Origin of the sequence: Enterobacter quasimori, from assembly GCF_018597345.1 — a bacterium.
In the GTDB taxonomy this organism is placed as follows: domain Bacteria; phylum Pseudomonadota; class Gammaproteobacteria; order Enterobacterales; family Enterobacteriaceae; genus Enterobacter; species Enterobacter mori.
Genome location: NZ_JAHEVU010000002.1, coordinates 305,383 through 319,846 on the forward strand (window position 1 = coordinate 305,383; position 14,464 = coordinate 319,846).

The 14,464-nt window shown below is 57.8% G+C and carries 10 protein-coding genes; 3 read left to right on the forward strand and 7 right to left on the reverse strand.

Features of this window, described 5'->3' with window-relative positions; all coding sequences use genetic code 11:
* Positions 1-31: 31 nt before the first annotated feature.
* From glpC to glpA, 3 genes are read right to left on the reverse strand one after another with little or no spacing between them, the layout of a single operon-like run.
* Positions 32-1,222: an anaerobic glycerol-3-phosphate dehydrogenase subunit GlpC gene (glpC, locus tag KK102_RS09880; protein WP_216357478.1), complete on the reverse strand. Its 1,191-nt coding sequence runs from the start codon at positions 1,220-1,222 to the stop codon at positions 32-34.
* On the reverse strand, positions 1,219-2,436 hold the full coding sequence (gene glpB / locus KK102_RS09885) for a glycerol-3-phosphate dehydrogenase subunit GlpB (RefSeq protein ID WP_126544386.1): 1,218 nt from the start codon (positions 2,434-2,436) through the stop codon (positions 1,219-1,221). The genes glpC and glpB overlap by 4 nt, the downstream gene beginning before the upstream one ends.
* Positions 2,426-4,054, reverse strand: a complete 1,629-nt coding sequence (gene glpA / locus KK102_RS09890; protein ID WP_216357479.1) for an anaerobic glycerol-3-phosphate dehydrogenase subunit A — start codon at positions 4,052-4,054, stop codon at positions 2,426-2,428. The genes glpB and glpA overlap by 11 nt, the downstream gene beginning before the upstream one ends.
* Before the next feature lie 251 nt (positions 4,055-4,305).
* Here glpA and glpT point away from each other — a divergent pair, with 251 nt between their 5' ends.
* Both glpT and glpQ read left to right on the forward strand, forming a co-directional pair.
* Complete coding sequence (gene glpT / locus KK102_RS09895) at positions 4,306-5,658, forward strand: glycerol-3-phosphate transporter (protein WP_045629883.1); 1,353 nt, start codon at positions 4,306-4,308, stop codon at positions 5,656-5,658.
* An 11-nt stretch (positions 5,659-5,669) separates the two neighbouring features.
* Positions 5,670-6,731, forward strand: coding sequence for a glycerophosphodiester phosphodiesterase (gene glpQ, locus KK102_RS09900; protein ID WP_216357480.1), 1,062 nt, complete (start codon positions 5,670-5,672; stop codon positions 6,729-6,731).
* Positions 6,732-6,814: 83 nt separating this feature from the next.
* On the opposite strand, the gene yfaE is transcribed toward glpQ, so the two are convergent.
* The 4 genes from yfaE to ubiG form a co-directional block, all read right to left on the reverse strand.
* A complete protein-coding gene (yfaE, locus tag KK102_RS09905) occupies positions 6,815-7,069 on the reverse strand; it encodes a class I ribonucleotide reductase maintenance protein YfaE (protein ID WP_008500234.1) in 255 nt (84 codons plus the stop codon).
* Positions 7,069-8,199 carry a class Ia ribonucleoside-diphosphate reductase subunit beta gene (gene nrdB, locus KK102_RS09910; RefSeq protein ID WP_126544390.1) on the reverse strand — a complete coding sequence of 377 codons (1,131 nt, stop codon included), beginning with the start codon at positions 8,197-8,199 and terminating at the stop codon, positions 7,069-7,071. The genes yfaE and nrdB overlap by 1 nt, the downstream gene beginning before the upstream one ends.
* Before the next feature lie 100 nt (positions 8,200-8,299).
* The gene (nrdA, locus tag KK102_RS09915; RefSeq protein WP_216357481.1) at positions 8,300-10,585 is read right to left on the reverse strand and encodes a class 1a ribonucleoside-diphosphate reductase subunit alpha; all 2,286 of its coding nucleotides are present in this window, start codon (positions 10,583-10,585) and stop codon (positions 8,300-8,302) included.
* Positions 10,586-10,932: 347 nt separating this feature from the next.
* Positions 10,933-11,661, reverse strand: coding sequence for a bifunctional 2-polyprenyl-6-hydroxyphenol methylase/3-demethylubiquinol 3-O-methyltransferase UbiG (ubiG, locus tag KK102_RS09920; protein ID WP_126544391.1), 729 nt, complete (start codon positions 11,659-11,661; stop codon positions 10,933-10,935).
* Positions 11,662-11,807: 146 nt separating this feature from the next.
* Between ubiG and gyrA the strand changes: the two genes are divergently transcribed.
* Complete coding sequence (gene gyrA, locus KK102_RS09925) at positions 11,808-14,444, forward strand: DNA topoisomerase (ATP-hydrolyzing) subunit A (RefSeq protein WP_216357482.1); 2,637 nt, start codon at positions 11,808-11,810, stop codon at positions 14,442-14,444.
* The last annotated feature ends 20 nt before the right edge of the window (positions 14,445-14,464 follow it).

Consider the following 14,464-nt stretch of genomic DNA (forward strand, 5'->3'; position numbering starts at 1 on the left):
CCTTTGCCGGGGCCTCTCGCCCCGGCAATACTTACCCCAGCGCTTTCGCCAGCAGGGTAATGGGATGTTCGCAGCGTTTGCTGGTGGACATCTCAATCTGCCACTTGCAGGTTTCGCAGTCCGTTACCACGATATCCGCGCCGCTCTCTTCAATCTGGCGGAACAGCGGGGCGCCAATCGCCTGAGACGTTTCGTAGTTTTCACGCTTGAAGCCGTAGGTGCCCGCAATCCCGCAGCAGCGTGAGTCCAGCACCGTCAGCTCCAGCCCCGGAATAAGCCGCAGCAGCTCAAGCGTATAGAGCGACCAGCCCATTTTTTCCATGTGACACGGCGTGTGATAGACCACCTTCAGCGATAATGCCTTCAGCGGCAGGGTCTGTCCGTCGTCCAGCTTGCGCCACAGGAAGCGTGTTGCCAGCTCAATATGCTCGCGCAGTCCGGTATTATCGACATCCAGCAGATGCGGGTACTCGTCGCGCAGGGTGAAGGTACAGGTGGACGAGGTCGCCAGCACCGGAATACCTTTATCGACAATGGCTTCGCGCAGGGAGGTGACATTGCTTTGAGCCTGCCTGCGCGCTTTATCGGTAAACCCGTTAGCAATCAGCGGGACGCCGCAGCACTTCTCCTTGCTGAGGAGCTGTACGCCGGTTCCCATGGCGTTCAGCACTTTCACCAGATCTTTGCCCAGCTGCGGGTGGTTGTAGTTCACATAGCAGCCGTGGAAAAAGGCCACCTGCTCGGCGTACTGCGCCTGTTCCGCCGCGACGGATTTGTACCAGCGGCGGAAGGTGCCGTGGGAATATTTCGGCAGGCTGCGGTGATGGTCTATCTTCAGCGTGGCATCCAGCAGCTGACGCACCGGCTTGAGAGCGGTCGCGGCATTTACCAGCGGGGCAAAGGGCGTCGAGACGCTACCCATCAGATCGGTATGGCTCAGGATCGCATCGCGCAATGTGGGTTTTTGCATGCTGTAGCGCGCCCGGGCGCGCTGAATGATATCGCCGATTTTCACATCCGACGGACAGGCGACTTCGCAGCGTTTGCAGTTGATGCAGTATTTCAGCGCTTCATCGTACAGCTTGCCGTCCTTCAGACGAAGACGCTCGCCGTCCGGCCCGGCCTGCTTCGGACCGGGGTAGCGCGGGTTCACGCCGCTGACCGGGCAGACGGTGGTACACACCGTGCATTTGATGCAGCTTTCAAAACGGGTGTCGTTCATTGTTCAGCCTCCGTGCGCTGGCTAATCTGCTCTGCCACATACAGCGCCGTGACGGCGCAGACCCCGCCACCGCATCCCTGGGCAATGGGATCGTACCCGCCCAGCAGCGAGCCGATGGCAAAGAGATTCCTGACGGGTTTACCGGAAAGCTGCGGATGCAGCTGGTTATCGACAATCACGCCGAACTGTTGCCAGGGCTGCGGCGAGAAGAAATCACTCTGATACCAGTCCGCGCGTGAGGCACGCTGGCGAACATCCAGCCCCATAATGGCTTCCCGGATGCCCTCCCGGCTGCTCAGCAGCCCGTTGCTGAAGAAGCTGCCGCTGGCCAGCACCGTATAGCGGGCGCGAAGCGGAATATCGTCGTGATTGCGCGTCCAGATTTCGCTCACCGCGCCGTCGGTCAGGGTGATTTTTTTCACCTCATCACCCGCCATCCACACGCCGCCCTGCGCGACAAACTGACGCTGGAGCTGGGTATGCAGGCGAATGCCGGGTACGGAAGGGGGCAGCGTTGGCAGCAGGCCGAGCGAGCAGGGCAGACGATCCGAGAGCCAGCGCCAGAGTCGGTTGTCACGTAAACCGAAGCAGGCGGGCATCAGCAGGGCATCGCAGGTTTCGCCGAGCGGCCTGAGTGCGTCATACAGCAGCGGCCATTTGTCCTCGTTATCAAGAAAACGGGCGATATTCACCGCGCGAAACTCGCTCGGGTTATCGCGCAGGACATCAAGCTCGGGCAGTTCTATCTCTGCCGTTTCCGCGTTAACGCCCTGGCGACAGAGCGACGCCGCTGCGAGATGGGGCTGGAAATCCAGAAAGCCGCTTATCCCTACCACCCGCACGCGTCCCGCGCGAATGGGGGCAACGGGCACCTCCTCCGGGCTGAGCCAGGCGGAGCGCAGAGTGCCGAGCGGCGTAACGCGCTGATGATTAAGCCGGGCGCTGCCCTGCAGACGCGCGCCGCAGTCCGCCAGCAGCGCTTCGGTTTCCAGCGCAAAGCGGTCAATATGCTGCGCGCCAATCAGGTGATACGGGTGCTCCGGCGGCAGCGTATCGCGGTACGCTTCGTCCACCAGATCCAGCGAGCCCGACGAGAAGTGCAGGGCGCTCTGGCCCCGGGTGATAATGGCGCAGCGCAGCCCCTGCTTCGTGAGTTTGATGCCGCAGAGCAGGCCTGCCAGCCCGCCGCCGACGATTACGGTATCAAATTTCATCGCGTTGCTCCTTCTCAAGACCGCAAAGCCCCTGGTAGACCCAGCGGGTAAATTCGCTTTCGCGCAGGGCATCGCCCCAGGCGACCGGCTGAATGCCTTTCCAGCGCTCGTTTAAAAACGCGCTGAGCTGATCGAGCGATTGGGTGGCGGTGGTGGTGTGAAAACGCTGCAGCAGACCGGCAGCACGACAGGCGCACAGCTCCCCCTGGCAGGTGCCCATGCCGACGCGGGTGCGGCGGCGTAGGTCGAGCAGGCTATTGACCGTCAGGCTCTCCACCGCGTACTGCACCTCACCGGCGGTGACGGCTTCGCACTCGCATACCAGGCTGCGGCTCAGCCGTCCTTCACCGAGCCACTGTGGCGTTCTGTCGCCGTGGCGGTAAATCGCGGACCCGCGCAGCGGCGCGGGCAGGGAGATAATTTTTTGCAGCGTCTTCTCAGTGGACTGACGCGAGCCGGGCAGGGCTTGTTCCGCCGTCACGCACCGTTCGGTATTGCCCAGCTTGCGGCAGACGGCATCGGTCGCCCACTCGGCCATCAGGCGATAGGTCATCAGCTTGCCGCCGGTGATGGTGATAAACCCGTCCATGCCGTCGCGCGCGGCGTGATCGAGCAGCACGATGCCCCGGCTGACGTTACGTCCGCTCGGGTCGTTGTCGCTGGCGACCAGCGGACGCACGCCCGCGTAGGCGCGAAGAATACGCGTCTGGGCCATCACCGGCGCCAGTTTTTCCCCTTCGCGCAGCAGGATATCCACCTCTTCAGCGGTGACGCGGTTGTAGTCAATCTCACTGTAGTCCACGTGGGTTGAGGTCGTCCCGATTAACGAAATGGTATCTCCCGGCACGAGGATATCGGCGTCAGACGGTTTGCGGCAGCGGTTGATCACGTGGTTATTGATGCGGTGGTCGAGGATCAGCAGCGAGCCTTTCGCCGGGAACATGCGCACCGACAGGTCCGCATATTCCGCAATCCGCTGCCCCCAGATCCCCGCCGCGTTGATCACCACGGCGGCATACAGCTCGCTGCGTTCGTTATATTGCGTATCAAGGATCCGCACGCCGCAGATGCGATGGCCTTCGCGGATAAGCCCGGTCACTTCGTGCCCGGTCAGAATATGCGCGCCATGCTCGCGGGCGTCCAGCATATTGGCGGCGGTCAGGCGGAAGGGGTCGACGGTGCCGTCAGGGACCCTCACCGCGCCGATAAGCGCCGGGTTAACCGACGGTTCCAGCCGCCGCGCCAGCGCCGGATCCATGGCCTCAGCCTGAATGCCCGCTGTAGTGCAGGCGGTAATAAAGGTGTCCTGAAAGGCGAGGTCATCTTCGGGAAGGGTAATAAAGAGGCCGTCGGTCGGCTCAATGCAGTGGCGGGCGATACGCTTGAGGATCTGGTTTTCAGCAATACATTCCCGCGCGGATTCCGCGTCGGTGACCGCATACCGCGCGCCGCTGTGCAGCAGGCCGTGGTTACGCCCGGTTGCGCCCGTGGCGATATCGTGGCGTTCCAGAAGCGTGACGCTGAGGCCGCGCAGGGCGCAGTCGCGTGCGATCCCGGCACCGGTTGCGCCACCGCCAATGATTATCACATCACTATAACGCGGATCGTGACTGGTCATTGTTTACCCTCTATGTTCGTTTTTTATCATTTAGCCATATTAATTTTGTGGTTTGTTTGATTTCGAACATAAACGCGCGGAATTCGAAAGTGAAACGTGATTTCATGCGCTTTTTTGCGCATTCTGTCATATTTCTGTAACAATCTGTGCGTTGATTCACAGTAACAATCACCGTGATTTCTTAACATCCCCGCCTCTGGAATCCAGGTGCGAGCCACCTGCCCATTCAATTCAAGGCCACGGAGGCTGTTATGCTCAGTATCTTCAAACCTGCGCCCCACAGGGCGCGTCTGCCAGAGGCAGAAATAGATCCGCTCTATCGCCGTCTGCGCTGGCAAATCTTCCTGGGGATCTTCTTCGGGTACGCGGCGTACTACCTTGTACGTAAAAACTTCGCGCTCGCCATGCCGTATCTGGTGGAGCAGGGCTTTTCCCGCGGCGATCTGGGGTTCGCGCTGTCGGGGATCTCTATCGCCTACGGTTTTTCCAAATTCATCATGGGCTCGGTGTCGGATCGCTCGAATCCGCGCGTGTTCCTGCCCGCCGGTCTGATCCTGGCGGCCGCGGTGATGCTGTTCATGGGCTTTGTGCCGTGGGCAACCTCCAGCATTGCCATCATGTTCGTGCTGCTGTTCCTCTGCGGCTGGTTCCAGGGAATGGGGTGGCCGCCGTGCGGACGTACCATGGTGCACTGGTGGTCGCAGAAAGAGCGCGGCGGTATCGTGTCGGTGTGGAACTGCGCCCATAACGTCGGTGGTGGGCTTCCGCCTCTGCTGTTCCTGCTGGGGATGGCCTGGTTCAACGACTGGCACGCGGCGCTCTATATGCCTGCCTTTGGTGCCATTCTGGTGGCGATTATTGCCTTCGCCCTGATGCGCGATACGCCGCAGTCCTGCGGCCTGCCGCCGATTGAAGAGTACAAAAATGACTATCCGGATGATTACAGCAAGGAGCACGAAGAAGAGCTGACCGCAAAACAGATCTTCATGAAGTACGTGCTGCCGAACAAGCTGCTGTGGTACATCGCGGTGGCGAACGTGTTCGTTTACCTGCTGCGCTACGGCATCCTAGACTGGTCGCCAACCTACCTGAAAGAGGTGAAGCACTTCGCGCTGGATAAATCCTCCTGGGCATACTTCCTGTATGAGTACGCCGGGATCCCGGGCACGCTGCTTTGCGGCTGGATGTCGGACAAGGTGTTTAAGGGTAACCGCGGTGCGACGGGCGTGTTCTTTATGACCCTGGTGACCATCGCGACGGTTGTTTACTGGCTCAACCCGCCGGGCAACCCATCAGTAGACATGGCCTGCATGATCGTCATCGGCTTCCTGATTTACGGTCCGGTGATGCTGATCGGCCTGCATGCCCTGGAGCTGGCGCCGAAAAAAGCGGCGGGCACGGCGGCGGGCTTTACCGGCCTGTTCGGCTACCTCGGCGGTTCGGTGGCGGCGAGCGCCATTGTGGGCTACACCGTTGACTTCTTCGGCTGGGACGGCGGCTTTATGGTGATGATCGGCGGCAGCGTGCTGGCGGTACTGCTGCTGGTTGTTGTGATGATTGGTGAAAAACGTCACCACGCGGAAGTGCTGGCGCGTCGTCAATAAGGAGCTTTACGATGAAATTAACTCAGTTAGCGACAGGCCTGCTGCTGGCGGGCCTGATGACAGGCTCCGCGCTGGCGGCGGATAAAATCGTTATTGCCCACCGCGGCGCGAGCGGCTATCTGCCGGAGCATACGCTGCCGGCGAAAGCGATGGCCTATGCGCAGGGGGCGGATTACCTGGAGCAGGATCTGGTGATGACGAAGGACGACCAGCTGGTGGTCCTGCACGATCACTATCTTGACCGCGTGACGGACGTGGCGGAGCGCTTCCCGGACCGCGCGCGAAAAGATGGCCGCTACTACGCCATTGATTTCACCCTGGCGGAGATCCGTTCCCTGAAGTTTACCGAAGGCTTCGAGATTGAAAACGGCAAGAAGGTGCAGGTCTATCCGGGACGTTTCCCGATGGGCAAATCTGACTTCCGGATCCATACCTTCCAGGAAGAGATTGAGTTTGTTCAGGGGCTGAACCACTCAACCGGTAAAAATATCGGTATCTATCCGGAAATCAAAGCGCCGTGGTTCCATCATCAGGAAGGAAAAGACATTGCCGCGAAGACGCTGGAGGTGCTGAAGCAGTACGGCTACACCAGCAAGAAGGACAAAGTCTACCTGCAGTGTTTTGATGCCGCCGAGCTGAAGCGCATCAAAACCGAGCTGGAGCCGAAGATGGGCATGAACCTCAACCTGGTGCAGCTGATTGCCTACACTGACTGGAATGAAACCCAGGAGAAGCAGCCGGACGGGAAGTGGGTGAACTACAGCTACGACTGGATGTTTAAGCCGGGCGCGATGAAGCAGATTGCGCAGTACGCTGACGGCATCGGGCCGGATTACCATATGCTGGTGGCGGAAGGCTCAACGCCGGGCCACGTGAAGCTGACGGCGATGGTGAAAGAGGCGCACGCCAGCAAGATGCAGGTGCATCCGTATACCGTGCGTGCAGACCAGCTGCCGGAGTATGCCACGGACGTGAATCAGCTTTATGAGGTGTTGTATAACCAGGCGGGCGTGGACGGACTGTTTACGGATTTCCCGGATAAAGCGGTGAGCTTTTTGAAGGATAAACGCTGAAATTGCCGGGTGGCGGCTGCGCCTTACCCGGCCTACGAACTGCGGTTTTGTAGGTCGGGTAAGCGAAGCGCCACCCGACGCAATCACATCTCGATCTCAATATCGCCTTTTGCCCGGCAGCAGCAGGGCAAAATTTCCCCTTCGTTGATAAAGGCCAGCGGTTCGGTCAGCCAGTCCACCTGGCCTGCGACCAGACGACAGCGGCAGGAGCCGCAGTAGCCGGAACGACACTGGTACTCTACTTCTACCTGATGCGCCTCAAGCGCCACCAGTAGAGAAGGGTGCTCCTCCCGACACAGTACCTCAGTGCCGGAAAGACTTAACGTGACGCGTGACATCAGAGCTGGAAGTTGCTCAGGTCGTCGGTGTTGACTTCAGAATCAATCTGACCGACCAGATAAGAACTCACTTCCACTTCCTGCGGCGCGACCTGCACGTTATCGGACACCAGCCAGGTGTTGATCCACGGGATAGGGTTAGAGCGCGTCTGGAACGGCAGGTCGAGACCGACCGCCTGCATGCGGATGTTGGTGATGTACTCAACGTACTGGCACAGGATATCTTTGTTCAGGCCAATCATGGAGCCGTCGCGGAACAGGTAGTCTGCCCACTCTTTCTCCTGCTGGGCCGCCAGCACGAACAGATCGTAGCATTCCTGCTTGCACTCTTCGGCAATTGCAGCCATCTCCGGGTCGTCCGCGCCGCTGCGCAGCAGGTTCAGCATATGCTGAGTCCCGGTCAGGTGCAGGGCTTCGTCACGGGCAATCAGGCGGATAATTTTGGCGTTGCCTTCCATTAGCTTGCGCTCGGCAAAGGCGAAGGAACAGGCGAAGCTCACGTAGAAGCGGATCGCTTCCAGCGCGTTGACGCTCATCAGGCACAGGTACAGCTGCTTTTTCAGCGCGCGCAGGTTCACGGTAACGGTTTTGCCGTTCACGTTGTGGGTGCCTTCGCCCAGCAGATGCCAGTAGCTGGTCATCTCGATCAGCTCGTCGTAGTAGTGCGCAATGCCTTCCGCGCGCTTCTGGATCTGCTCGTTGGTGACGATATCGTCAAACACCACCGCCGGATCGTTCACGATGTTGCGGATGATGTGGGTGTAAGAGCGGGAGTGGATCGTTTCAGAGAACGCCCAGGTTTCAACCCAGGTTTCCAGCTCTGGAATCGAGATCAGCGGCAGCAGCGCCACGTTCGGGCTACGGCCCTGAATAGAGTCCAGCAGCGTCTGGTACTTCAGGTTGCTGATGAAGATATGTTTTTCGTGATCCGGCAGCGACTGGAAATCGATACGGTCGCGGGAGACGTCCACTTCTTCCGGGCGCCAGAAGAAGGAGAGTTGCTTTTCAATCAGCTTTTCGAAGATGTCATATTTTTGCTGATCGTAGCGTGCCACGTTGACCGGCTGGCCGAAGAACATCGGCTCTTTGAGCTGGTCGTTTTTCGTCTGTGAAAAGGTGGTATATGCCATTGCGGTGAGTCCTGTTGAGATTGTATTGCCCGGCGGCACTGCGTTTGCCGGGCCTACAAAACCGTAGGCCGGGTAAGCGTAGCGCCACCCGGCGAAGTGCTTAGATCTTACATGCGCCGCTTTCGCAGCCATCGTCCTGAATTGATGGAACCAGGTCGTCCTGCGCGTCTTCCGCACCGTCACGGGTGTTGTGATAGTACAGCGTTTTAACGCCAAACTTGTAGGCGGTGAGCAGGTCTTTCAGCAGCTGCTGCATCGGAACCTTGCCTGACGGGAAGCGCGTCGGGTCATAGTTGGTATTGGCAGAGATCGACTGGTCGATAAACTTCTGCATGATACCCACCAGCTGCAGGTAGCCGTCGTTGTTTGGCATTTCCCACAGCAGCTCGTAGTTGTTGCCCAGCGTTTCGTAGTCCGGTACGACCTGACGCAGCACGCCGTCTTTAGACGCTTTAATGCTGACGTGGCCGCGCGGTGGCTCAATGCCGTTGGTGGCGTTGGAGATCTGCGAAGAGGTCTCGGACGGCATCAGGGCTGAGAGCGTGGAGTTGCGCAGGCCGTGCGTCATGATGGACTCACGCAGCCCTTCCCAGTCCAGGTGCAGCGGCTCGCTGACGATCGCATCCAGGTCTTTTTTGTAGGTGTCGATCGGCAGAATGCCTTTCGCGTAGGTGGTTTCGTTGAACCACGGGCACGCGCCTTGCTCTTTCGCCAGCTCGTTAGAGGCTTTCATCAGGTAGTACTGAATGGCTTCGAACGTCTGGTGCGTCAGGTTGTTAGCGCTGCCGTCGGAGTAACGCTTGCCGTTTTTCGCCAGCCAGTAGGCGAAGTTGATCACGCCGATACCCAGGGTACGGCGGCCCATTGCACCGCGTTTTGCTGCCGGGATTGGATAATCCTGGTAGTCCAGCAGGGCGTCGAGGGCACGAACCGCCAGCACGGCCAGCTCTTCCAGCTCGTCCAGGCTCTTAATCGCGCCCAGGTTGAACGCGGAGAGCGTACACAGCGCGATTTCGCCGTTTTCGTCGTTCACGTCTTCCAGCGGTTTGGTCGGCAGGGCGATCTCCAGGCACAGGTTAGACTGGCGCACTGGTGCAACAACCGGGTCAAACGGGCTGTGGGTGTTGCAGTGGTCCACGTTCTGGATGTAGATACGGCCGGTAGAGGCACGTTCCTGCATCATCAGGGAGAACAGGTCTACCGCCTTCACGCGCTGCTTGCGGATGCTGTCGTCTTTTTCGTATTTGGTGTACAGACGCTCGAACTCGTCCTGATCGGCGAAGAACGCGTCGTACAGGCCCGGCACGTCGGACGGGCTGAACAGGGTGATGTCTTCACCTTTCAGCAGACGGGTGTACATCAGCTTGTTGATCTGCACGCCGTAGTCCATGTGACGCACGCGGTTGCCTTCAACACCGCGGTTGTTTTTCAGGACCAGCAGGCTTTCCACTTCCAGGTGCCACATCGGGTAGAACAGGGTCGCTGCACCGCCGCGCACGCCGCCCTGAGAGCAGGATTTTACTGCCGTCTGGAAGTGCTTATAGAACGGGATACAGCCGGTGTGGAACGCTTCACCGCCGCGAATCGGGCTGCCCAGCGCACGAATGCGGCCGGCGTTGATGCCGATACCGGCACGCTGGGAGACGTATTTCACGATGGCGCTGGAGGTGGCGTTGATGGAATCCAGGCTGTCACCACACTCGATCAGGACGCAGGAGCTGAACTGACGGGTAGGGGTGCGCACGCCAGACATGATTGGCGTCGGCAGAGAAATCTTGAACGTCGATACCGCATCGTAGAAACGCTTCACGTAATCCAGACGGGTATCGCGCGGGTAGTTTGAGAACAGGCAGGCGGCCACCAGAATGTAGAGGAACTGGGCGCTTTCGTAGATCTCACCGGTTACACGGTTCTGAACCAGGTATTTGCCTTCGAGCTGCTTCACCGCCGCGTAGGAGAAGTTCATGTCGCGCCAGTGATCGATAAACCCGTTCATCTGCTCGAACTCTTCTTCCGTATAGTCTTCCAGCAGATGCGTGTCGTATTTGCCCAGCTCGACCATTTTCACCACGTGATCGTACAGCTTCGGCGGCTCAAACTGGCCGTAGGCTTTTTTACGCAGGTGGAAAATCGCCAGACGTGCAGCGAGGTACTGATAATCCGGTGCTTCGCGGGAGATGAGGTCTGCCGCCGCTTTGATGATGGTTTCGTGGATATCAGACGTTTTGATGCCGTCGTAGAACTGGATGTGGGATCGCAGTTCAACCTGGGAAATAGATACGTTGTTCAGTCCTTCTGCTGCCCAGTCGAGAACTCGATGGATTTTGTCCAGATTGATACGCTCGGTAGTACCGTCGCGCTTTGTCACCAGCAGACTCTGATTCATGTGGGTTTTACCTGTCCGTGAAATAAAAAATATCCCCCGCTTATCCACAGATCCGTCTTGTGACTAACTCTGTGGATAAATACTACATATAGGGGGTTTGCGATAAGAAAAACGCTATATGGTGAGTATTCTAGTATCGAATCATTTCAGCACAAGGGTTGATTTTGACGTTAAATTGAGGTTGTGAATGGGTAAAAAAGCGTAAGTCCTCGTGCCGTAAGGCCTGGACGAGATGTCAATAATTAAGAAAAAAAATTCAAAATTTGATCGAGTGCTGATTTCTTCAACGGGAGGGCAGAATTGCGCAACATGATGTCGCGCAATCTTTATAAGAATAACGAATGACGTTAGGTGTTTTTGGCGGTTGTATGCAACATATAATTAACATCTACGCCCGGCGCGAGCTTGAATTTATCCGTTAATGGATTGTAATGCAGACCGGTAATGTGCTGCTCCTTGAGCCACGTCTGGTCAACCCAGCCTAACAGCTCCGCAGGCTTGATGAATTTCTTCACGTCGTGGGTGCCTTTCGGCACCATGCGCAGCACGTATTCTGCGCCGACGACCGCCATCAGCCAGGCTTTGCCGTTGCGGTTGATGGTCGAGAAGAAGACCTGGCCACCCGGCTTCACCAGTTTTGCACAGGCATTGACCACGGACTGAGGGTCGGGTACGTGCTCCAGCATCTCCATGCAGGTCACCACATCGTACTGATGGGCGTGTTTTGCCGCGTGCTCTTCTACGGTTTCCTGCACGTATTCCACCTGGATGCCGGACTCCAGCGCGTGAAGACGGGCGACCTGCAGCGGTTCAAAGCCCATATCGAGGCCGGTAACGGTGGCCCCTTCGCGCGCCATGCTTTCAGCCAGGATGCCGCCGCCGCAGCCGACGTCGAGCACTTTTTTACCGAACAGACCGCCGGAACGCTCCGCGATATAGCCCAGACGCAGCGGGTTAATACGGTGCAGCGGTTTGAACTCACCTTCGAGATCCCACCAGCGGGACGCCACCGCTTCAAATTTGGCAATCTCTTCGTGGTCAACGTTGTGAGCCACCGGGGATTTTTCGGCATTCATGGGCGCTTTTACTCCTTATTTAGCAAGACAAAGGAGTATATCAGCCCGCGCGGGTGAATAAAGCTTATTGGTTTACCTCAATCACCGCGGCTGTGTTATAATTTGCGACCTTTGAATCCGGGATACAGTAGAGGGATAGCGGTTAGATGAGCGACCTTGCGAGAGAAATTACACCGGTTAACATCGAGGAAGAGCTGAAGAGCTCCTATCTGGACTATGCGATGTCGGTCATTGTTGGCCGTGCGCTGCCGGACGTCCGCGATGGCCTTAAGCCGGTACACCGTCGCGTACTATACGCCATGAACGTATTGGGCAATGACTGGAATAAAGCCTATAAAAAATCTGCCCGCGTCGTGGGTGACGTCATCGGTAAATATCACCCGCATGGTGATATCGCCGTTTATGACACCATCGTCCGTATGGCGCAGCCATTCTCCTTGCGCTACATGCTGGTAGATGGTCAGGGTAACTTTGGTTCTGTTGACGGCGACTCCGCAGCGGCGATGCGTTATACGGAAATCCGTATGTCGAAAATCGCCCACGAGCTGATGGCCGACCTGGAAAAAGAGACCGTTGATTTCGTCGATAACTACGACGGCACCGAGCGCATTCCTGATGTTATGCCAACCAAGATCCCGAACCTGTTAGTGAACGGTTCGTCCGGTATCGCGGTCGGTATGGCAACCAACATTCCGCCACACAACATCACCGAAGTGATCAACGGCTGCCTGGCCTATATCGACGATGAAGAGATCAGCATTGAAGGGCTGATGGAACACATCCCGGGCCCGGACTTCCCGACGGCGGCGATCATCAACGGTCGTCGTGGTATTGAAGAAGCCTACCGCACCGGTCGCGGCAAGATTTATATCCGTGCCCGCGCCGAAGTGGAAGCGGACGCCAAAACGGGTCGTGAAACCATTATCGTTCACGAGATCCCATATCAGGTGAACAAAGCGCGTCTGATTGAAAAAATCGCCGAGCTGGTAAAAGAAAAACGTGTTGAAGGCATCAGCGCGCTGCGCGACGAGTCTGACAAAGACGGTATGCGCATCGTGATTGAGATCAAACGCGACGCGGTGGGTGAGGTTGTGCTGAACAACCTGTACTCCCAGACTCAGCTCCAGGTTTCCTTCGGTATCAACATGGTTGCACTGCACCATGGTCAGCCGAAGATCATGAACCTGAAAGAGATCCTGAGCGCGTTCGTGCGTCACCGTCGTGAAGTGGTGACCCGCCGTACAATCTTCGAGCTGCGTAAAGCGCGCGACCGTGCGCACATCCTTGAAGCGCTGGCCGTTGCCCTGGCTAACATCGACCCGATTATCGAGTTGATTCGCCGTGCGCCGACGCCAGCAGAAGCGAAAGCAGCCCTGATCGCGCGTCCGTGGGAGCTGGGTAATGTAGCCGCCATGCTCGAACGTGCGGGCGACGACGCTGCGCGTCCTGAGTGGCTCGAGCCTGAATTCGGCGTGCGCGACGGTCAGTACTATCTGACCGAGCAGCAGGCACAGGCGATTCTGGATCTGCGCTTGCAGAAACTGACCGGCCTTGAGCATGAAAAACTGCTCGACGAATACAAAGAGCTGCTTGAACAGATTGCTGAGCTGCTGCATATCCTGGGTAGCGCAGACCGCCTGATGGAAGTGATCCGCGAAGAGCTGGAGCTGGTCCGCGATCAGTTCGGCGATGCGCGTCGCACCGAAATCACCGCAAACAGCTCTGATATCAACATTGAAGATCTGATCAACCGCGAAGACGTGGTGGTCACCCTGTCTCACCAGGGCTATGTGAAGTATCAGCCGCTGACCGACTACGAAGCACAGCGTCGTGGCGGTAAAGGGAAATCTGCGGCACGTATTAAAGAAGAAGACTTTATTGACCGCCTGCTGGTGGCGAACACCCATGACACGATCCTCTGCTTCTCAAGCCGTGGTCGTCTCTACTGGATGAAAGTCTATCAGCTGCCGGAAGCAAGCCGCGGCGCGCGTGGCCGTCCAATCGTTAACCTGCTGCCGCTGGAAGCGAATGAACGTATCACCGCTATCCTGCCGGTACGCGAGTACGAAGAGGGCGTGAACGTCTTTATGGCAACCGCGAGCGGTACCGTGAAGAAAACCGCGCTGACCGAATTCAGCCGTCCACGTTCGGCCGGTATTATCGCCGTGAACCTGAACGAAGGCGACGAACTGATCGGCGTGGATCTGACCTCCGGTTCCGATGAAGTGATGCTGTTCTCTGCCGCCGGTAAAGTGGTGCGTTTCAAAGAGAACGCGGTTCGCGCAATGGGCCGCACGGCAACAGGTGTTCGCGGGATCAAACTGGCGGGTGAAGACTCCGTTGTTTCCCTGATCGTTCCACGCGGCGAAGGGGCTATCCTGACCGTCACGCAGAACGGCTACGGTAAACGTACGGCGGAAAGCGAATATCCGACGAAGTCCCGTGGTACGCAGGGCGTTATCTCTATCAAAGTGACCGAGCGCAACGGTTCCGTTGTCGGCGCGGTGCAGGTGGACGACGCCGACCAGATCATGATGATCACTGATGCCGGTACGCTGGTGCGTACTCGCGTATCTGAGATCAGCGTGGTGGGTCGTAACACCCAGGGCGTGATCCTCATCCGTACAGCGGAAGATGAAAACGTGGTGGGTCTGCAGCGCGTTGCTGAGCCTGTGGATGACGAAGAACTCGACTCCATCGATGGTACGGTAGCGGAAGGCGATGATGAAATCGCGCTGGAAGCGGACACCGACGAAGATGCAGCGGATGACGCTGACGAGTAATGTCTCCTGACGCAAAAAGG